Consider the following 21,087-nt stretch of genomic DNA (forward strand, 5'->3'; position numbering starts at 1 on the left):
GAAAAGAAGGGATCATCTGTGACGCCAAACATCGATCCGATTATTCATATTGACGAAGAACTATGCACCGGGTGCAGGCGGTGCGCGGCGGTATGCCCGGTGGATGCCATTATCGGTGAAGCGGGCACACCCCAAAGAATTGATGCGCACCGCTGCGTCGTTTGCGGGCAATGTGTACAGACATGCGCCGCTTATGCGGCGGAAAGCGATCCTTCCCTGACTTCCCGTGCAGAGAAGCTGCGGCAAAGAGGTCAGCTTTCCAGTGTGCGTGAACCGCTATTCGCCGCTTATTCGACCGGGCATGCAATAGAGTTAAAGGAAGCGCTGGCCGACCCGAAGCGGTATAAAGTCGTGCAATGCGCTCCGGTCATCCGCGTGTCGCTGGCGGAAGAATTCGGCTTGCCCCTTGGCACATTAACTCCGGGTAAGATGGCGGCGGCGTTAAGGCTGCTGAATTTCGATAGAGTGTATGATACAAATTTCGGTGCGGACGTCACGATTATGGAAGAAGGCAGTGAATTAATTGGCAGAGTCATGTCCGGCGAGCGGCTGCCCATGTTCACCTCCTGCTGCCCGGCTTGGGTCAAGCATGCGGAGACGGCAGCGCCGCATGTGCTGGATCATCTGTCGAGCTGCAAGTCGCCAATGCAAATGGTAGGAGCACTGGTTAAGACCTACAGCGCCGAATTGGATGGAATTGCCCCGGCCGATATTCTCAGCGTGGCGGTCATGCCTTGTACGTGCAAGAAATTTGAGGCTGGCAGGGAAGAAATGAATGTTGACGGGCTCCGCGAAGTGGATATGGTCATTACAACGAGGGAACTGGCCCAGTTAATCAAGGATAAAGGCATTGATTTCATCAATCTTCCCGACGAACCGTTTGACTCGCCGCTTGGCAAATATTCCGGAGCAGGAACGATCTTTGGCGCCACCGGAGGAGTTATGGAAGCGGCGATCCGAACGGGGTATGAGCTGGTAACACACGAATCCATCCCGAACCTTCAGCTCGATTTTATCAGAGGGGATGAAGGAATTCGTACCGCAACGGTTCAAATTGGTGATTTGGAGCTAAAGGTGGCTATGGTTGCAGGGCTTAAATATGTCTCATCCATTTTGGAACAAGTAGCGGGTGGCACCTGCCCCTATCATTTTATCGAAGTGATGGCCTGTCCCGAAGGATGCGTCAGCGGCGGCGGCCAGCCGAAGCTTCTGCTGGAAACACAGCGAAAGAGCGCTTATCAGGCCCGAAAGAGCTCGATATACCGTCATGATTCTAATCAGAAGGTCCGCAAGTCGCATGAGAACCCTGCAATTATTAAATTATACAAAGACTTTTTAGGTGAGCCTTTAGGTCATACTTCACATCATTTGCTGCATACCAAGTTCTTTTCCAGAAAGGTTAAGGGGGAATTGAAATGAACAGTTTCGTAGTTGCTGATCCAGATAAATGCATAGGATGTCATACTTGTGAAGCAGCCTGTGTAGTTGCGCATTCGGGAAACAAGTTGTTTGAGCAGGAAGAAAGCGAGATTGCCTTTTACCCGCGTCTTAGTGTAATCGAGACGGAAGCCGTTACTGCCCCTGTCCAGTGCAGACATTGTGAGGATGCGCCTTGTGCCAATGTGTGCCCGAACGGTTCGATTACGAATAAGGACCATAGCATTTTTATTAACCAGGATACATGTATTGGCTGTAAGACCTGCATGCTGGTCTGCCCCTATGGGGCAATTCAGATGGTTACAGCGTATCGGAATGGTCAGAAGCAGCTGCAATCCGGCCTGCGGTCAAATGCTGCGGGTGTGCCAAGTCGGAAGGAAAGAATCGTTGCGCAGAAATGCGATCTCTGTGAAGAAAGCGGAAATGGACCGGAGTGTGTGCGCGTATGCCCGACGAATGCGCTCCTGTTCATTAACCCGAGTCAAATCGAAGAGTCGGCTTCCCGGAAAAGAATTGCCAGCGCACAGCTACTGCAGTCATTTGGCGATTTATCCGGCTATTGAGCATGTTAAAATTCCATCCAAGTGTTCAGTCACAAAATGCAGAAAGCAAGGTGAATCCTTTGTCCGATCCTTTGGTTGACTCCTTTGGCCGTGTACATAATTATGTGCGGCTCTCCATTACCGACCGCTGCAATCTTGGCTGTCAGTATTGCAGACCGGGGAACAGAGCGGCATATACTTCGCAGACGGACCAACTTAATTTTGACGAGATGGTTGCCATCGTAAATGTACTCGCTGAGATGGGGGTCACTAAGGTGAGGATTACCGGCGGAGAACCGCTGCTGCGGCCCCGTCTGGAAGAACTTGTGGCCAAGCTTGGCGCCCTATCAGGAATCAGACGCATCGGGCTGACTACCAACGGGATGCTGCTGGCGTCCAAGGCTCGGGCGCTTCGCCGGGCAGGGCTGACCGATGTGAACATCAGTCTGGATTCCCTTCTGCCGGAGAGGTACGCCAAGATTACGCGCGGCGGTGATCTGGGCCGCGTATTGGACGCCATTGAAGCCTGCTTTGAAGCCGGATTCGAAACGCTGAAGCTCAATGTTGTACTCATGCAAGGCGTGAACGACGACGAAATCGAATCTTTTTTGCGGTTGACGCTCGATTATCCGCTGCAAATCCGCTTTATCGAATATATGCCTGTCGGTAATCACACAGAGGGATGGAAAGCGAAATATATGCCGCTGGAAGGAATATTGGCGCAATGTGCGAAGAGGGAATGGAACGCGCGCCTTGTTGAGCCTGCTGACAGTCTGGCGAATCAATCCTTTTGCGGAGCGGCTGACGATGCGGGACCGGCCAAGTATTACCGGATTTCCGGAGCTGCAGGAGAATTCGGCCTGATTAATCCGGTGAGCGATCATTTCTGCATGGGCTGCAACAGGCTGCGCATTACGGCCAACGGATATATTAAGCCCTGCCTCTATTGGAACGACGAGTGGGATCTCAAGCCGTTTATCGGAAATGACGAGATGCTTAGAAAAGTATTCCGGCAATCGCTCGAAGCCAAACCGCAGCGGCATGAGATGATCGTTCAGCCGAGCCACAAGCCTTCCCAGCACGTAATGCGGCGTCAGATGTCCCAGATTGGCGGGTGAATGCTTAGAATGAGCGATGAATTCAAATTTCGCACGGAACAGGACTCGCTTGGCAGTGCCTCCGTTCCTGAGGATGCCTATTATGGCATTCATACCTTGCGGGCACGGGATAATTTTACCGTCAGCGGCCGTCCGGCCCACCTTCGGCTCATGCGGGCAATGGTGCTGGTCAAGAAAGCTGCGGCAAAAGTAAACGGGCGGCAAGGGGATATTCCAGAATATGCCGCTGAGGCAATTCAGTTGTCCTGTGATGATATTTTGGCAGGCCTGCTGGATGATCATTTTATCGTGGACGCCTATCAGGGCGGAGCGGGAACCAGCACTAATATGAATGTGAACGAGATGATTGCCAACCGGGCAATCGAGCGGCTTGGCGGGACCAAGGGGGACTCCAGGCTAATTCATCCGATTGATCACGTAAATCTTTATCAGTCCACGAACGATGTCTATCCGACCGCTCTGCGCATCGCTGTCATCCCGCTGCTGCGCGTGCTGAGTGAAGAGCTGTCTTCGCTTCAGGAAGCGCTGCAGGAGAAGGAACGGCAGTATGCCGATGTATTAAGGCTGGGCCGGACGCAGCTGATGGACGCGCTGCCGATCATGGCCGGGCAGAGCTTCGGCGCCTACGCTAAAGCGGTGGCTCGTGACCGGTGGCGGCTGTATAAAGCGGAGGAGCGGCTGCGGGAGATCAATATCGGCGGTACGGCCGTCGGCACAGGGATGAACGCGCCGTTTACGTATGCCTATGCCATTGCTGAGGAGCTGCGGGAAATGACCGGTCTCGGGGTATGCCGCAGCGATTTTCCAATGGATGCCACGCAAAATATGGATGTGTTCGTTGAGACTTCGGGTCTGCTCAAAGCAGCCGCGGTGAATCTGCTGAAGATATCGGGCGATTTCCGGCTGCTGAATTCCGGACCATCCGGTGGCATTGGTGAATATAAGCTGCCCGCTGTGCAGGTCGGCTCTTCGATCATGCCCGGCAAGGTCAATCCGGTCATGGCCGAGATGGCCGGGTCCGTCGCGATACGGGTGATTGCCAATGATACGGCGGTAACGCTGGCGGCGGCAAGCGGACAGCTTGAGCTTAATGCGTTTACGCCCTTGATTGCCGAGGCGCTGCTGGAATCGCTGGAATTGCTGAGCCGTGCTGTTCCGCTATTTAAGGAGCGGTGTGTTCAAGGGTTGACGCTGGACACCGTCCACTGCCAGGAGAATCTCGACCGCTCGGGAGTAATGGCAGCTGCAGCGGTGTCTTATCTTGGATACGACACCGCCGCTGAGCTGGCTAAGGCCGTCACGGCTACGGGACAGCCGCTAGAACAACTGCTGCAGGAACGCGGCCTGATGAGAGCAGAGCAAATTGAAGCGATCCTTCATCCGCTGGAAGTGACCAAGCCGGGTATTCCCGGAAGCGGCAGAGGGGTCTAAAGAGGTATAGGAAAGTGAAGGAGAACACCCTATGAGCTTGAACGATACACCACGCGGAGAACGATTGCATATCGCTGTATTCGGGCGGCGTAATGCCGGTAAATCGAGTGTGATTAACGCGCTTGGCGGGCAGGAGACATCGATTGTTTCCCCGGTAAGCGGTACGACGACCGACCCGGTCTATCAGCCGATGGAGCTGCTGCCGGCTGGCCCGGTGGTGCTTATTGATACAGCCGGACTGGATGACGTTGGCGATTTGGGGCAGCTCCGTATCCACAAAACGATGCGCATTCTAAACAAAACCGATGTGGCGCTGCTTGTGATTGATGCCGACCATGGCGCGGACGAATTTGAGCAGGAACTGCTGCGGACGATTGCTGCCAGAGAGATTCCGGCGATTGTGATATTGAACAAAATCGATTTGCTTAACGCACAAGGAGATGAAGGAGACGCCTCTTTAGCGGCAGCGGATGCGGAAGCCAAACTTGGCTGCAAGCCGGTTCTGGTAAGCGCCGCCACTGGATGTGGAATGGGTGAATTAAAGGCGGCGATTGCGGCTGCCTTACCTAAGGGAGAAGATAAGTTTCGGATCGTCGGCGACCTGTTAAGTCCCGGTGACCTGGCCGTTCTTGTCGTCCCGATCGACAAGGCTGCGCCCAAAGGCAGGCTGATCCTGCCCCAGCAGCAGACTATTCGCGACATTATGGAATGTGATGCGGTAGCTGTGGTGACCAAAGAACAGGAACTAAGTCATACGCTGTCGTCACTGGGGCGCAAGCCGAAAGTGGTGATTACAGATTCGCAGGCGTTTCTGAAAGCTCAGGCCGACACTCCGAAGGATGTGCCGTTAACCTCCTTCTCCATCCTGTTCGCCCGGTACAAAGGGGACCTTCCCCGGCTTGTGCGGGGAGTGAGGGCGATCAGCCGCCTGCGTGACGGTGACCGGGTGCTGATTGCGGAAGCTTGTACGCACCATCGGCAGTCCGATGATATCGCCACTGTCAAGATTCCCCGCTGGCTGCGGGAGAAGACGGGTAGGCAGCTTCAAATCGAGCATGCTGCCGGAAGTGAATTTCCAGAGGGATTGGATCAGTATTCCCTTATTATTCATTGCGGCGCGTGCATCCTGAACCGCAGAGCGATGCTTCATCGGATGGAAGAAGCAGGGGCCGCAGGAGTGCCGATTGTCAATTATGGCGTGTTTATTGCCTATGTCCATGGCGTGTTCCCAAGGGCGATTGAAATGTTTCCTTCCGCCATGTTGGCTTGGGCGGAGGAAGGGAGTTAAAGGACTGTCAATTAAATGGAAGCACCCGGTTCCTTGTTCAAAAGGTTCCGGGTGTTTTTTTGAAATATCAGAAAGTATAAGCTTCGCGCTTATCCTTGACCTGATATTTTTACGAGAAACGGATGCCTTCCTCTTCAGGAGGACGGCGAAGCCGTTTCTTCTTACGATGCCCTGTTCGTCAAATGTCTGTTTCTTAGAACCGCAAATCTCTTTCGCCTGCATGAATGCGCTTGAGCTGTTCCATCGTTGTTTTCTTGACCGATTCCTTGGGGATACGCTCCAGATTCTCGCGAATGGTCTGCTCGCCAATGGCGCGCATTTCCTCGTCGGCGTAATCCAGCAGGTACTCCTGAAAGGTCATCAAGGAGTTTGGCTGGCATACATTGTGAATTTGCCCCGATTTGGCCAGCTGCATGAAGCGGTCCCCCGTTCGTCCTTCGCGGTAACATGCGGTGCAGTAGCTGGGAACATAGCCGTCTTGGCACAGATTCTTGATAATTTCCATAGGAGAGCGATGATCGCCGACCGTGAACTGCGGTTTGTCGTCTTTGTCTTTATTGACGCTGTACGCGCCGACGCCAGTGGCAGAGCCTGCGCTGATCTGCGATATTCCAAGCTTAATGATCTGGTCGCGGAATTCCGGGTCTTCGCGTGTGGACAGAATCATCCCCGTATAAGGTACGGCCAACCTCAGCACGGCGACAATCTTCGCGAAATCGCGGTCGCCCACAAGATAGGGATAGCTGTCCAGATTCACGTTCTCCGCTTCGCGCAGACGAGGTACGGAAATAGTATGCGGTCCGCAGCCAAATGTCTGCTCCAAATGTTCGGCGTGCTGCAGCATGGCGATGGTCTCGTATTTATTATCATAAAGCCCGTACAGAACGCCGATGCCGACGTCGTCGATTCCGGCTTTCATTGCCCGATCCATGGCGGTCGTATGCCAATCATAATCGCTTTTGGGTCCTTGCGGGTGGTACTTGCGGTAACTGGGTCGATGATAAGTCTCCTGGAATAAAATATAAGTTCCGATCCCTGCCTCGGCCAGTTGGCGGTATTCTTCCTCCGTCGTAGCGGCAATATTGATGTTAACCCGCCGGATGCTGCCATTGTCCAGCTTGGTCTCGTATAGGGTCCGGATACATTCCAGAATGTAGTCGATGGAACAATGTTGAGAGTCTTCGCCCGCTTCAAGGACAAGCCGTTTATGGCCAAGCGACTGAAGAACCTTGACTTCCTGGGCGATTTCGCTTTGTGTAAGGCGGCTGCGCGCAAACTCGGAATTGGAGTGCTTGTATCCGCAGTAGACACAGTTATTGACGCAGTAGTTGCTGACATAGAGCGGCGCGAACAGCACAATCCGGTTGCCGTATATCCGTTCCTTGATTTCCCTGGATACCTGGTACAGCCGTTCCAGCGTTTCTTCATCATCCACATGCAGCAGAACAGCGGCTTCGCGAGAGGTCAGTCCTTTGCATTTTCTTGCTTTTTCCAGGATTGCGGTTATGAGCGTGCTGTCTTTAACCGCCGTCTCCCCGTATTGCAGCGCTCCCTTGATTTCCTCGTCTTGAATAAAATCAGCCTGATGGCGCTCATTTACTCGGTTCACGAACATCCACTTCTTTCTGGGTTGATTAAAATGACCATTGTTTACCGAACAGCCTGCTCCTCCGGAGAACGCGACAGCCGGTTCAAACTATCTCCGCGGCCCATGTCGACATGGAAGCCGGCACCCTCAATCCGCTGCTCCAGACAGAACCGGCACTGCGCCGATTCATCTCCCGTACAAATTTTATTGTCATATAATGTATATTTTGGACGAGCGGACAGCGGAGACAGATTAGGCATAACTACATTTGCTCCCGCTTGTAATGCGAGTTCCCGACCATACGGATGAACGGTTCCCATCGCTGTAGTAGCCGGGATCAAGGCGCTCGGGACAAACAGCCGCGCAAGTGCAATCATATCTAGTGTGTCCTCCAGAGTACCGGCCGGCTCGTCCTTTAAAGGGGTAGCTTGATGGGGCAAAAAAGGGCCGATGCCAATCATATCCGGATTAAGCTCCTTAACGTACAGCAAATCTTTGGCCAAATCTTCATGCGTCTGTCCGGGCAATCCAACCATAAATCCGGCCCCAACCTGATAGCCAATAGCCTTCAAGGCACGCAAGCGGTCCCGCCGGTTCTCAAAGGTCATGGTCGGGTGCAGCGCCTTATAAAGGCTGCCGGAAGCCGTCTCATGCCGCAGCAAATAACGGTCCGCTCCCGCTTCAAACAACCGGGTATAGGTCTCATCGTCCCGTTCGCCAATCGACAGTGTCACCGCGGTATCCGGATAATGCCGCTTGATATCAGCAATCAGGCCCGCCAGCTTATCCGTTGTATACCAGTCGTCTTCACCGCTCTGCAGAACGAAGGTGCGATAGCCCAGCTCATATCCTTCCCGGCAGCAGTCCATGATTTCTTCGGGGCTCAGCCGATAGCGGCTGACTGTCTTATTTCCAGAGCGTATTCCGCAGTACATGCAGTTTTGTTTGCATATATTGGAGAATTCAATCAGCCCGCGGAGATAGACTCCTCTGCCGTAACGGGCCACACGCTTCTGATGTGCAAAATTATGCAGTTGCCTCCTTGAAGTCTGGTCCAGATTTTCTAGCAGATCGACAATTTCTTCGGAACTGAGCGATTCCTGACCCTTTAAACGTTCCAGTAAATGATTCGTTGAACATCCCTCCCTAAGCTGAACAGATGCATCTTTTTTTGTAATAGATAGTCATGTAAATAATGTAACAATAGTAAAAATACAGAACTATGAGCTTTCTGCTTGAAATCCCGGGTTTGTTCAATTGTTCTTTAAGACCGCACAGTCGCTGATACGCTCGGGACGTGTATAGACATTACATGAATCGTGACGGATAAAACCGACTGTCGTAATGCCGAGCTGTTCAGCCAGCTCAAGGGCCAGGGCTGTGGGCGCGGATTTCGACAAAATGATCTCACAGCCGATTTTGGCAACTTTTAATAAGATTTCCGATGAAATCCGGCCGCTGAACACGATGATTTTGTCATTCAGGTTCATCTCGTGTCTTAGGCAGTGCCCGTAAATTTTGTCGAGCGCATTATGCCGGCCGATATCGCTGCGGGCAAGCAGCACCCCGCCGGTATCGCAAATGGCTGCGGAGTGGACGCCGCCTGTGCGGTGAAACAGCTCCGAACCTGCCTGCACGCCCTCCATGAGGCGAAAACAATCGTCAAAGGATAAAGAGATATGAACGCCGTCCATGACCTTGGCTGTCCTTGCATCGTTAACATAAACGAAACCGTGACGGCCTCCTCCGCAGCAGGAGTTGACATAACGCTTGGCGTACAGCTGGCGGTTAAGATCATTCCAGCGGTCCGTCGAGATGTGAACGTACCCCTTCTCTTCCTGAATCCATAGATCTTTGATATCTTGGATTCCCCGAATGATGCCTTCAGAGGCCAAATAGCCGACAGCCATGTCCTCAATGTATTCCGGGGTGCATACCAGAGTCACGAATTCCTCACCGTTAATCTTGAGTGTAACAGGATGCTCCGTCACGATGAGATCCTGTTCTCTGGTGATTTGTCCTTGCCGGTAACGAATAATGTTTTCCTGCCGTTCAAGTCCCTGCTTCATCTCTATCACCCTTATTAATGAAAGATTAGAAATAGAATAATTACTTTAATAGTAAATAATAGAAGTCACAAAACAACTTTACTACATCACTTTTTGTAATGACTGTCAATTTTATATTTCACAACCAACGATATTTGCTGCACCCTGCTCTTCATTGGAGCGTGCTATGTTAGGTTATGGAACGCTATGGTATAATGGGTCGGAGGTGACTGGCGAGGTATGTTTTTGAAACGGATTGAATTAGCGGGCTTTAAATCATTTGCCGACAAAACGGAGATGGAGTTTGTGCGCGGCATTACGGCTGTCGTAGGTCCGAACGGAAGCGGCAAGAGCAACATTTCCGACGGCATCCGCTGGGTGCTCGGTGAACAAAGCGCCAAATCGCTGCGCGGCGGCAAGATGGAAGATATTATTTTTGCCGGAAGCGATGCCCGCAAGGCGGTGAATTATGGCGAAGTGTCGCTGACGCTGGACAATGAGGATCACGCTCTGCCTCTGGACTTCAGTGAAGTGACGGTAACGCGGCGGGTTCACCGCAGCGGAGACAGCGAATATATGATCAATAAGCAGTCATGCAGACTAAAAGATATTACAGAGCTGTTCATGGATACCGGCATTGGCCGGGAAGCGTATTCCATTATCGGACAAGGCCGGATTGAGGAGATTCTCAGCACCCGTTCAGAGGATCGGCGCGGCATATTTGAAGAGGCGTCGGGCATAGTCAAATATAAATCGCGCAAAAAGGACGCGGGCCGCAAGCTGGATGAGACGGAGCAGAATCTGCTGCGCATCCACGATCTGATCAGCGAGCTGGAGGATCAGATCGGTCCGCTGAAGGAGCAATCCGAGAAGGCTATCCGCTACAAGGAACTGAAAGAACAGCTGAAAAATCTGGAGATTTCCGTCTATGTACACCAGATTGAGGGTATTCATGCGGCATGGAAGGACGGCAATGCCAAGCTTGAGATTTTGCGGGACGAGCAGCTTCAATTGTCGACGGTCGTCACAGCCCATGACGCCAAGCTGGAGAGCGGAAGAGCCGCACTTCGCCAATTGGAGGAGCGGATCGAACAGCTGCAGGAGCAGCTGCTGCGGTACAGTGAAGCATTCGAGAAAAGCGAAGGATACGGCGAACTGCTGAAGGAACGCCGGCGTCATCTGGAGAATAACCGGGAGCAGCTCGTGCAGACCATTGGCTCTGTTGGAGAGCGTTCGGAAGATCGCCATAGGGAGCTAATGGCGCTGGAAAGCAGCTTGGTGCAGACCCGGACTCGCCTTGCGGAGCTGCGGCAGCAAATCGCAGACGAAGAAGCCAGGCTGACAGGCGTTACGGACGGGCTCAGCCAGAGTAAAGAGGAAAGCTTAAAGAGCGCGCTGCTTGAGCTGATGAATAAAATGGCGCAGGCGCGCAACGAGATACGCTATGCCGACCAGCAGAAAGAAAGCCTGGAGCGGCGGATGAACCGCAGCGCGGAAGAGAGCGGGAAGTGGATCTCGCGGCATAAGGAGCTTCGGCAGGAGCAGGCGAAGCTGAAGGGACAAATCGAGACGCTGGGCAAGGAGCTAGGGAAGCTGCGCAAGGACTACATCTCCGAGAGCGAGCAATCGGTGTCCCGGCAGAAGCTGCTGGACGAAGCCCATTCGGGACTTCGCAAATGGGAGCAGAAAAGAGAAGCCCAGGTATCCCGCCATGAGACGATGAAGGAAATGCAGGACGACTTCGACGGCTTCATGCTTGGCGTCAAAGAAGTGCTCAAAGGCGCGCGCAAAGGGCAGCTTAGCGGCGTTCATGGCGCTGTGGCCGAGCTGATCTCCGTGCCGGAGAAGCTGGAGACGGCTGTTGAGACGGCGCTCGGCGCATCTTTGCAGCATATCGTCATGGAAAATGAAACCGTATCGCGCCAAGCGATTTCTTTTCTGAAGCAGCGGCAGCTTGGCCGCGCGACCTTCCTCCCGCTTGATGTCATTCGGCCGCGGCAGATTAACGGCACTGATCGGGGAATGATTGAGGGAGCGGAGGGATTCGTTGGAATCGGCTCCGAACTGATCAGCTTTGAAGGCAAGTATGCCAGCATTGTCGGCAGTCTTCTGGGGAATGTCGTCATTGCGGAAAGTCTGGAGCAGGCTAACAAGATTGCGGCCAGATGCCAGTACCGCTACCGCGTCGTTACACTGGAAGGCGATGTCGTCAATGCCGGCGGATCGATGACCGGCGGCAGCCAGCACAGGAAGAATGCCAGTCTGCTGGGACGCAAGCGCCAATTGGAACAGCTCCAAAGCGAAATCGGCGAAACCGAGCGCCAAATCGACAAGCTAAAGGGCAGCATCTCCCGGCTGCGCAAGGAGCAGGAAGATTCGAACGATAAGCTGGAGAAGCTTCGGCATGGCGGCGACGAGAAGCGGCTGGAGGAGCAGCGTCTCGCCGGTGACTTGAGGCAGCTGGAGCAGGAGCTTCGGCATGTGCAGGAGCAGGTGGAAAGCGCTGGAGCGGAGCGCAGCGGGTTCGAAGGCGAAGCGAAGCAGCTGGAACAGACAAGGGAGCAGGCGGCAGCCGACCTCGCTCGTCTGGAAGAGGAGGAGCAAGCCGCCCATGAAGCGATCCGTAACGCGGAATCGCAGCGCAAGGCGAGCGAGTCCGAGAGGGAAGAGCTTCAGGGCAAGCTGACCGGCATGAAGGTTGCGGAAGGGAAGCTGGATCAGGAGATATTTTCTCAGGAGGAACAGCTCCGAAGACTGAAGGCCGACGCCGGCTCGCAGGACAAGGAAATGCGTCAGAACCGCAATCTGCTCACGACGATTGAACAGGATTTGAAGACCAATGCAGCGGAAGCCGTAAAGCAGCAGGAAGATCTGAACACATATCGTCTTAAGAAAGAGGAAGCGGCGGAAAAGCTGGATTACGCCCGCGCGGAACGAACGTCCCTAACCCGAAAGCTGGAGCTGGAGGAAGGCGAGACGAAGGAACAGCGGCAGGCGCTAAAAGCGGTGGACGACCGCCTGCGTGCGACCGAGGTTTCCGTCGGCAGACTGGACGTGGAGCTCGACAACATCCTGCGCAAGCTGAGCGACGATTATGAGCTGAGCTATGAGCTGGCCAAGCAGCGTTATCCCGTCCCGGAGGACGTACCTGCGGCGCAGGCTGAAGTACAGAAGCTCAGACGAAGCATTTCTGCGCTCGGCGAGGTGAATCTTGGAGCCGTTGAGGAATACCAGCGCGTGAATGAGCGCTATACATTCCTCAGCGAGCAGAAGGATGATCTCGTTGAAGCGAAGACTACGCTGTATCAAGTCATCCGTGAAATGGAAGATGAGATGTCCAAGCGGTTCAAGCAGACATTCGATGCTATTCGGAGAGAATTTGGCACGGTCTTCACCAAGCTGTTCGGCGGAGGCCGGGCCGATCTGCTGCTGCTGGAGCCGGACAATCTGCTGAATACCGGCATCGATATCGTCGCCCAGCCTCCGGGCAAGAAGCTGCAAAACCTGCAGCTGCTGTCCGGGGGAGAACGCGCGCTGACCGCGATGGCACTATTGTTCGCCATCCTGCAGGTGAAGCCGGTTCCGTTCTGCGTACTGGATGAGGTAGAGGCGGCGCTGGACGAGGCGAATGTCGTAAGGTTTGCCCAGTACCTCCGCGAATTCTCGGAGCAGACTCAGTTCATCGTGGTGACACACCGCAAAGGGACGATGGAAGAAGCGGATGTGCTCTATGGAGTAACGATGGAAGAGGGTGGGGTCTCCAAGCTGGTGTCCGTGCGTCTGGAAGATGAAGAAGCGGAGATCGCTTAAATTGGCGGCTTGCCATTAATTATTTGAACGGAGGAATATGAGTGAGCTTTTTCAAGAAATTGAGAGAAAGCATTGCCGGCAAAACGGAGAGCGTAACGAAGCAGTTCCGGGAAGGTCTGGAGAAGACCCGCAAAGGGTTTGTAGAGAAAGTATCCGACCTGATTATCCGCCGCAAAAAAATCGACGAGGAGTTCTACGAGGAACTGGAAGAAATTCTGATCGGCGCCGACGTCGGTGTGAGCACAGTCATGACGCTAGTCGAAGATCTGCGCACCGAGGTGAAAAAGCAGCGGATCGAGGATGCCGCTGAGCTGCAGCCGGTTCTCTCCCGCAAGCTGATGGAGCTGCTGCGCAGTGACGATGACAACCGGCTTAATGAGAATCCGGACGGCATTACGGTCATTCTGTTCGTCGGCGTCAACGGCGTCGGCAAGACGACAACGATCGGGAAGCTGGCACACCGTTACAAGCAGGAGGGCAAAAAAGTTCTGCTTGCCGCTGGCGATACATTCCGTGCCGGGGCCATCGAGCAGCTTGAGGTATGGGGACAGCGAGCAGGCGTGGATGTGATCAAGCAGAGCGCGGGCTCCGATCCTGCTGCTGTGATGTTTGATGCGGTTCAGGCTGCCAAGCAGCGCGGCGTCGATGTGCTGATCTGCGACACGGCGGGACGGCTGCAGAACAAGAGCAATCTGATGGAAGAGCTCAACAAAATATTCCGCGTGATCCAGCGCGAGATTCCGGGCGCGCCGCATGAAGTGCTCATGGTGCTCGATGCGACGACCGGGCAGAACGCGCTTGCGCAGGCCAAGCTGTTCGGCGAGAAGAGCGGCGTGACGGGTCTTGTCCTCACCAAGCTGGACGGAACGGCTAAAGGCGGTATCGTTGTGGCGATCCGTCAGGAGTTGAATATTCCGGTAAAGCTGGTCGGACTTGGCGAGAAAATGGAGGACCTGCAGCCGTTCGATTCCGAACAATTCGTTCACGCTCTGTTCGCCGGTATAATTATCGACGAGAAGGAAGAAGAGAATTCGGGAGATTGAGCTTGCGTCCTAATAAGGCACACACAGCAGCGCCGGTAGATTCCGGCGCTCTTTTGCCGCATACCCGGCATGGGAAACCCGCTAAAGATTATATGTCCGAAAACATGACATACTACAACTGAGCAAAACCGGGATACGACCTTAACCGACATCTTTCAACCTAAATGCCGCACAAATTGTCAAAGTACTGTTAGTTTGCCAACAACTATAATATTTCATCATATGAAAAATTCATAATAGTTAAGTAATCGACCTCTCCCACATCACATTTATCTCTGATCCATCCATATAGATGTCCAGAACGGAAAAAGAGTGCGGTTTCATCAGACCGGTAAAATAACCGGCTATCAAAAGCCTTGTTATATATATTGACATGAGGATTCGAGTTTACGTATTATGAAAGTGTGATTGAATATTTTATGAATTCTGTCTTACTAAAAAGTATGATTTATTACTAAAAATTACATCTTTTGAAAGGAGTCGGGCTCATGTCCAAACTTGATCCACTGCCCGGTCTGTCTCCGTATCCGCTGCACCATTTTTATGATGAAATGTTCGCTAGCGAACGCAGCGTCCGCCCTCATTACAAGCATGTTAACCACACGTTCGCCAGAATGAGTCCCGAAGAGCTGCAGACCAAACAACACTTAATGCAGCGGCGCATGATGGAGGAGGGCATTACCTTTACTCTGTACAACCCGGCTCAAGACCAACCCATGGAACGGACGATCCCCTTCGATATGATTCCGCGGATTATCCCCAAGGATGAGTGGGAGAAGCTTGAGGCAGGAATTATTCAGCGCGTGACGGCGCTTAATCTATTCGTTCATGATATTTACCACGAACAATATATTATTAAGGACGGCATTGTGCCTCGCAAGATGGTTATCTCCAATTGTTATTTCCGTCCGGAAATGGCAGGACTTCGCGTTCCCGGCGGAGCCTACATTACGACTTCGGGAATCGATCTGATCCGGCATCACGACGGGAATTATTATATTCTGGAGGATAACCTGCGCACACCTTCCGGTTTTTCCTACCTATTTAAAGGAAGATCGCTGATGAACCAACTGTTCCCCGAGCTTTCTTTCTCCAACTCCATCCGGGATGTGGAACGCAGCATCAACCGTTTTTTATCTGTGCTTCGCAGCCTAGCACCTTCACGCACTCCAGATCCTGTTATCGCTCTTCTGACCCCTGGTCAGTATAACTCCGCTTACTATGAGCACGCCTTCCTGGCCCAGCAAATGGGCGTTCACCTCGTAGAAGGGCGCGATTTGGTCGTTCAGGATCATAAATTATTTTTACGGGAAATGAATGGCCTTAAGCGGGTGGACGTGCTGTACCGCCGGCTTGACGACGACTATATCGATCCGCTCGCCTTTGATCCCAATTCACTGCTTGGCGTGCCAGGACTTATGAATGCTTATAGAGCCGGTAATGTGGCCATCGCCAATGCGCCGGGAACCGGAGTCGCCGACGATAAGGCCATGTATGTATATGTGCCTGAAATGATCCGCTATTATCTGAATGAAGAGCCGATTTTAAATAATGTTCCTACTTATCTGCTTTCGAGACCGGATGACCGGACGTATGTGCTGGATAACTTGGCTGAAATGGTCGTTAAGGAAACCTCGTTGTCCGGAGGATACGGTATGCTGATCGGAAGCGAGGCAAGCAAGGAGGAGCAGGATAATTTCCGGCTCAAAATCATTGCCGAGCCGGATCGCTACATAGCTCAGCCGATCATGTCTCTTTCAAGAGCGCCGATACTGTCAGAAGGTATAATGAGTCCGCGGCATATTGATTTGAGAGCTTTTGTGCTGATGGGCGCAGACCGCAAGCCGCATGTCATTCCGGGAGGACTGACGCGCGTGGCGATGAGGGAAGGCTCACTGGTAGTAAACTCCTCTCAAGGCGGCGGTGTTAAGGATACCTGGGTAATGTCCTAAAGAATGGGTCTAATAACAAAAAGAGAGCGACAATATAGGACAAGGAGTGACGGTAGATGCTGAATCGAAATGCGGAAGCTTTGTTTTGGATTGGTCGTTATATGGAAAGAGCGGAGAATCATGCAAGACTGATTGATGTCCATTATCATATTCAGCAGGAGGAGGACTTCCGGGAAGAAGGGCATAAATGGTCGAGGCTGATCGATGCGATCGGCGCCAGAAATGAATATTTGCAGCAATTTGAAAGCTTTTCGGAGCAGGATGTATTATCCTTTATCACACTGGATCTCGGGAATTCAAATTCCCTGTTCTCCTGCGTGCATCAGGCGCGCAATAATTTGCGCACCCTGCGCCAGCAGCTGCCCAGCGAGCTGTGGGATATCGCCAACAGCTTCAACCTGTGGCTCGGCGAACGGTCCGTTGCAGATATAATGAAGAGCCCTCATCAGTTCTACCAGCAGATCAAGGAACGGACGGCCACGTTCCTGGGCGCCGAGCAGTCCGTCATGCTGCGGGGCAATGAGTGGCGGTTTATTGAAAGCGGACGTTTCCTGGAAAGGGCGGAGAACACCGTCCGTATTCTGCAGTCGGTAACCTTGTCCTGCCGGGATAAGGATGATACCTCTATTTATACCCAGCTGCAGGCCGTTTTGAAATCGGTCAGCGGATATCAGGCGTTCCGCAGATATTTTGCGGATGCGGTATCCCCGGATTGCATCCTGGAGTTTCTGATTACGAATGCTGCATTTCCGCGTTCTATTCGTTTCGCTTCCCATGAGCTCGAATACCATCTGTCGAATATTGAAATTGACTTCGCAGATGGGGGCGAAGGCTACGAACGGGTCATCCGCCAGGCAGGAAAGATTAGAGCCGAGCTTGATTACATGGAGAAGGAAGACATGGCCGAGGAACTGGTGGATCAGGTGCTGGAGTCGCTGAAGTCTTCCTGCCTGAAGCTGGGAAGAACGATGGAAACGGCCTTTTTTCGTCAAGAGGGGATTAGGATATGAAAATTCAAATCAATCATACGACCCGGTATACGTATACGGAGCCGGTGACGGACAGTGTCAATGAGATCCGGCTGACGCCGCGGACCAATTACAGGCAATCCTGTTTCCATCATGAGGTCGAAATATTTCCTCCGGCCAACCTGCTTACTTACGAGGATTTCTTCGGAAACCGGGTTCACGCCTATTCGGTCAATAAACCGCATACGGAGATGGTCATTCATACCCGTGCTACGGTCGTAACAGTGGACAAGGCTCAAGGCGCTGATTTGCCGAGTCTGCCATTGGAGGAGCAGATCAAACTGATGAAGGACGAGGAGTTTCAGAACCGGTATACTGAGTATATTCTGCCCACGCGATATACGGAGGTTACGCCGGAGCTGATGGAATTTGCCTCCCAGCATCCTTTTGACGAAGCGGAAGATATATATGAATGGACCCGGAAGCTCTCCTCCACCATATATGAGCAGTTCACGTATGATCCCGGGGCGACCAGCGTCAACACAACGGTCAAAAAAGCGCTGAAACTCAAACGCGGCGTCTGCCAGGACTATGCCCATCTGATGATTGCGGTCTGCCGCAGCGTCGGGCTTCCGTCGAGATATGTGAGCGGATATCACTACGTGAGTGATCTTCAGGGCGGCAACGCCGATTTCGAGCAGGCCTCCCATGCATGGGTGGAGACGCATATTCCGGGTACCGGCTGGCTGGGCTTTGACCCGACCAATAACGTTGAAGTAAACTGGCGTTACGTAAAGCTGGGGCATGGGCGCGATTATAAAGATATTGTGCCGGTCAAAGGCGTATACCGAGGAATTGCAGGCCAACTGGAAGTAACGGTGGATGTACAATTATTGGACAAATAAAAACGGATAAAGCCGCATAGACAGCGGTGTTTAAAGCCATAATCAAGGCCGCTTTCGGTTCATAACCGGAGGCGGCTGTTTTTGTGCAAAGGCATGTGTTCACCCGGGTAACCTACGAAAATGTTCTTGCGGCGTAAAGGGTTGCAGACCTCCATTTTTGGAGAAAATATTGGGGTACATTCGCTGAATACAGGTTCGAGAAAGAATCTTTTTTGCTGAAAATGGTTATAAAGGGAGACCCTTTGGGTAATCTTGAGACAAAGTCACTTATTACGTGAAAACGGAAGGAGAGACTAAATATGAGCCCTGATACTGGGACAAAACAGCGTTTTGCCGGAAGAACAGCCATTATTACTGGAGCGGGCTCGGGAATCGGCAGAGCGACGGCTATTCAGATGGCTAGTGAAGGCGCCAATATTGCCTTATTCGATCTGGTGAATGACCGCACCTCCGTTGTTGAACGGAAGCTGAACCGTATGCGAGAAGGTTGCGCGCTTGCCGTTGATGTGGATACCTCCGACCCCAGCCGTATGGAAGATGCGGTTCGGAGAACGGTCGAGCATTTCGGTGGGGTGGATATCGTATTCGCCAACGCCGGTATTAACGGGTCCATCGGACCCATTGAAGAGTTAAGCATTGAGGACTGGCAGCGTACGCTGTCGGTGAATCTTACCGGGACCTTCCTTTCCTTAAAATACACCATTCCTCACATGAAGAAAAAAGGTAAAGGGAGCATTATTATCACCAGCTCTATTAACGGCAACCGCCGGTTTGCAAGCTTCGGCTTTTCTCCCTACAGTACGACGAAGGCTGGGCAGGTGGCTTTTGCCAAAATGGCCGCTCTGGAGCTGGCGAAGTTTAAAGTCCGGGTAAACGTTATTTCTCCGGGAGCCATTTCCACCAATATTGATGAAAGCACAGAACCCAATGAGGAATTGGAATCGATCATTATCCCGATGGAGTTCCCGGAAGGACAGCAGCCTTTGGCTGACGGACCGGGCAAACCGGAAGATGTGGCAAAGCTTGTCTGCTTTCTTGCGTCGGATGAATCGTCTCACATTACCGGTGCGCAGATCGTCATCGACGGCGCCGAGTCGCTGCTGACTTAAGAAAAGGCTTATTAGAGGAAAGCGGGACAACACCTATCTATGGTAAAATAAACGCGAGGCGCGTTAGCGCCGGACCATGATAAAGGAGGCGGTGGAAATGGCCGTAATGTCTTGGTTGGCTGAGCAGCGGATTGAAGAGGCGATGCGAAAAGGCGAATTCCGGAATTTGCCGGGCCATGGAAAGCCGCTGGAATTGGAAGATATGTCAGGGGTGCCCGAAGAGCTGCGAATGTCGTTCAAAATTATGAAGAATGCCGGACTTCTTCCGGAGGAGCTGCAGCTGCGGGCGGAATGTGCGACCCTTGAAAACCTGCTTGCCGCATGTCATGATGGCGGAGCTGAAAAGCGCACACTGGGTCGTAAACTAACGGAAAAGAAACTGCGTCTGGAGGAGCTTCTCCGGCAGCGCGGGTTGGACGGAAGCGCCGTATTCGCGCAGTACGGGGAACAAATCCGGACGAGGTTAGATAAAGGTTAAATTCGTATGAAGCCCGGATGCCATGCCATCTGCTTTTGCAGGAGCAAGGCATCCTTTTTTTAGATTAAAGAAAAACAAGCGCTAATAAAGGATTCGGCAACTTCTTCGAAAAGACTCCGGGTAGGAGTTTTTCTTATTTCTGCCGTCCAAGTGACGGATGCAGCCTGTCCAGCATGTCCGGAGTGACGACAATGTCATCCCGGGAGATCCGTTCCAATTGGAAGGATTGGATCAGGTCATGCGGTGAGACCTGGAGCGGTTCCGCCAGCAGCCCCGCTGCCCAGGCAAGCCAGCCGGTTACGGTCTGAGGCGTCACACCGGCTTCGCGCAGCTCCGCAAGCGTAATTCCCCCATGACGCTTGGCCAGCCGGCGGCCGTCCCGGTCCATGAGGAGCGGGACATGGGCAAACCGCGGCGGCTTCCAGCCCAGCACTTCGTAGAGCATCAGCTGGCGGGGCGTCGAATCGAGCAGATCAGTCCCTCGAAGAACATCCGTAATCCCCATCAGGGCATCATCTACAACGACGGCAAGCTGATACGAGAAGATGCCGTCGGCTCGCCGTACGATGAAGTCCCCTCCGGCGGCGGCATTGACCCGGCGGTTTCCGGCCACACCGTCGGTAAAAGAAATCTCACCGGACGGCACGGCGAAGCGAAGGGATGGCGTCTTGCTTAAAGAGCGCCGCTCGGCCTCCTCGGGAGACAGGTGCCGGCAGGTTCCGGGGTATACTGGACCTTCCGAAGCAAGACCGTGAGGAGCGGCGGCTGCGGCCAGAATATCGTGGCGGCTGCAGTAGCAGGGATACAGTCTTCCTTCGGCCCTTAACTGGTTCAGCGCAGCCTCGTACAGCTTCAGCCGTTCGCTTTGGACATAGGGTCCATAAGGACCGCCCACGTCAGGCCCTTCGTCCCAGTCGAGACCGAGCCAGCGAAGATCTTCAATAATATGCCGGGCGTAATCCGGACGGCAGCGAGCCGTGTCAATATCCTCCATGCGGAGCACTAGCTTTCCGTTCCGGCTGCGGATTTGCAGCCAAGCCATCAGAGCAGCCAGGGCGTTGCCGATATGAATGTTGCCGGATGGCGAGGGGGCGAAGCGGCCGCGAACGCTGCCGGCCGGATCAATATCAGTGAACAAGGGAGAACCCTCCTTGAATAGCGTAAAAATATGACTTGCCAAAGCAGGCGGTTTGTCAGAAGCCGGAGCAGAGGTAAGCGTTATGCACCGCTCTTGAATTTTTCCGGCGTTTCGCCCATGATTACAATAACTGAGCCGTGTCATTCTTGAAAAATAAGACTTTATAAGCTTCGCGCCTATCGTTTGGACTTATATTTCTACGAGAAACGGATGCCCTCCTCCTACAAGGACG

Annotated in this window: 16 protein-coding genes; 12 read left to right on the forward strand and 4 right to left on the reverse strand. The window is 53.0% G+C overall.

The genetic code is table 11. The annotated features are described in order from the left end of the window. Nucleotides 1-18 precede the first annotated feature (18 nt). From PDUR_RS13060 to hydF, 5 genes are read left to right on the forward strand one after another with little or no spacing between them, the layout of a single operon-like run. Entirely contained in the window at nt 19-1,419 is a 1,401-nt protein-coding gene (locus PDUR_RS13060) for a [FeFe] hydrogenase, group A (protein WP_233277368.1), read from the forward strand. Beyond that, on the forward strand, nt 1,416-2,000 hold the full coding sequence (locus PDUR_RS13065) for a 4Fe-4S dicluster domain-containing protein (protein WP_042206654.1): 585 nt from the start codon (nt 1,416-1,418) through the stop codon (nt 1,998-2,000). The genes PDUR_RS13060 and PDUR_RS13065 overlap by 4 nt, the downstream gene beginning before the upstream one ends. 59 nt (nt 2,001-2,059) lie before the next feature. Continuing rightward, nucleotides 2,060-3,097, forward strand: a complete 1,038-nt coding sequence (gene moaA, locus PDUR_RS13070) for a GTP 3',8-cyclase MoaA (protein ID WP_042209333.1) — start codon at nt 2,060-2,062, stop codon at nt 3,095-3,097. Nucleotides 3,098-3,106: 9 nt separating this feature from the next. After that, nucleotides 3,107-4,528 (forward strand): aspartate ammonia-lyase, encoded by a 1,422-nt coding sequence (locus PDUR_RS13075; protein WP_042206655.1) that lies wholly within the window; start codon nt 3,107-3,109, stop codon nt 4,526-4,528. A 31-nt stretch (nt 4,529-4,559) separates the two neighbouring features. Beyond that, on the forward strand, nt 4,560-5,816 hold the full coding sequence (hydF, locus tag PDUR_RS13080; protein WP_042206656.1) for a [FeFe] hydrogenase H-cluster maturation GTPase HydF: 1,257 nt from the start codon (nt 4,560-4,562) through the stop codon (nt 5,814-5,816). 193 nt (nt 5,817-6,009) lie between these two features. On the opposite strand, the gene hydG is transcribed toward hydF, so the two are convergent. From hydG to fdhD, 3 genes are all read right to left on the reverse strand, one after another. Then, nucleotides 6,010-7,425: a [FeFe] hydrogenase H-cluster radical SAM maturase HydG gene (gene hydG, locus PDUR_RS13085; protein WP_081949862.1), complete on the reverse strand. Its 1,416-nt coding sequence runs from the start codon at nt 7,423-7,425 to the stop codon at nt 6,010-6,012. A gap of 41 nt (nt 7,426-7,466) precedes the next feature. Next, entirely contained in the window at nt 7,467-8,525 is a 1,059-nt protein-coding gene (hydE, locus tag PDUR_RS13090; protein ID WP_081949510.1) for a [FeFe] hydrogenase H-cluster radical SAM maturase HydE, read from the reverse strand. A 132-nt stretch (nt 8,526-8,657) separates the two neighbouring features. Beyond that, on the reverse strand, nt 8,658-9,473 hold the full coding sequence (gene fdhD / locus PDUR_RS13095) for a formate dehydrogenase accessory sulfurtransferase FdhD (RefSeq protein WP_042206659.1): 816 nt from the start codon (nt 9,471-9,473) through the stop codon (nt 8,658-8,660). A gap of 219 nt (nt 9,474-9,692) precedes the next feature. On the opposite strand from fdhD, the gene smc reads away from it, so the two are divergent. The 7 genes from smc to PDUR_RS13130 all read left to right on the forward strand — a co-directional run bounded on the left by smc (nt 9,693) and on the right by PDUR_RS13130 (nt 19,717). Next, entirely contained in the window at nt 9,693-13,262 is a 3,570-nt protein-coding gene (gene smc, locus PDUR_RS13100; RefSeq protein ID WP_042206660.1) for a chromosome segregation protein SMC, read from the forward strand. Between the two features lie 41 nt (nt 13,263-13,303). Then, a complete protein-coding gene (gene ftsY, locus PDUR_RS13105; RefSeq protein ID WP_042206661.1) occupies nt 13,304-14,305 on the forward strand; it encodes a signal recognition particle-docking protein FtsY in 1,002 nt (333 codons plus the stop codon). 488 nt (nt 14,306-14,793) lie between these two features. After that, the gene (locus PDUR_RS13110) at nt 14,794-16,257 is read left to right on the forward strand and encodes a circularly permuted type 2 ATP-grasp protein (protein WP_042206662.1); all 1,464 of its coding nucleotides are present in this window, start codon (nt 14,794-14,796) and stop codon (nt 16,255-16,257) included. Between the two features lie 56 nt (nt 16,258-16,313). Beyond that, on the forward strand, nt 16,314-17,267 hold the full coding sequence (locus PDUR_RS13115) for an alpha-E domain-containing protein (protein WP_042206663.1): 954 nt from the start codon (nt 16,314-16,316) through the stop codon (nt 17,265-17,267). Then, entirely contained in the window at nt 17,264-18,130 is an 867-nt protein-coding gene (locus tag PDUR_RS13120; protein WP_042206664.1) for a transglutaminase family protein, read from the forward strand. The genes PDUR_RS13115 and PDUR_RS13120 overlap by 4 nt, the downstream gene beginning before the upstream one ends. 299 nt (nt 18,131-18,429) lie before the next feature. Beyond that, on the forward strand, nt 18,430-19,239 hold the full coding sequence (locus PDUR_RS13125; protein WP_042206665.1) for an SDR family oxidoreductase: 810 nt from the start codon (nt 18,430-18,432) through the stop codon (nt 19,237-19,239). 97 nt (nt 19,240-19,336) lie between these two features. After that, a complete protein-coding gene (locus tag PDUR_RS13130) occupies nt 19,337-19,717 on the forward strand; it encodes a DnaJ family domain-containing protein (protein WP_042206666.1) in 381 nt (126 codons plus the stop codon). Nucleotides 19,718-19,850: 133 nt separating this feature from the next. Here PDUR_RS13130 and gluQRS read toward each other — a convergent pair whose 3' ends face one another. Then, nucleotides 19,851-20,855 carry a tRNA glutamyl-Q(34) synthetase GluQRS gene (gluQRS, locus tag PDUR_RS13135; RefSeq protein ID WP_233277370.1) on the reverse strand — a complete coding sequence of 335 codons (1,005 nt, stop codon included), beginning with the start codon at nt 20,853-20,855 and terminating at the stop codon, nt 19,851-19,853. Between the last annotated feature and the right edge of the window lie 232 nt (nt 20,856-21,087).

The sequence above is a fragment of the Paenibacillus durus genome, assembly GCF_000756615.1.
GTDB classification, from domain to species: Bacteria; Bacillota; Bacilli; order Paenibacillales; family Paenibacillaceae; genus Paenibacillus_AQ; species Paenibacillus_AQ durus.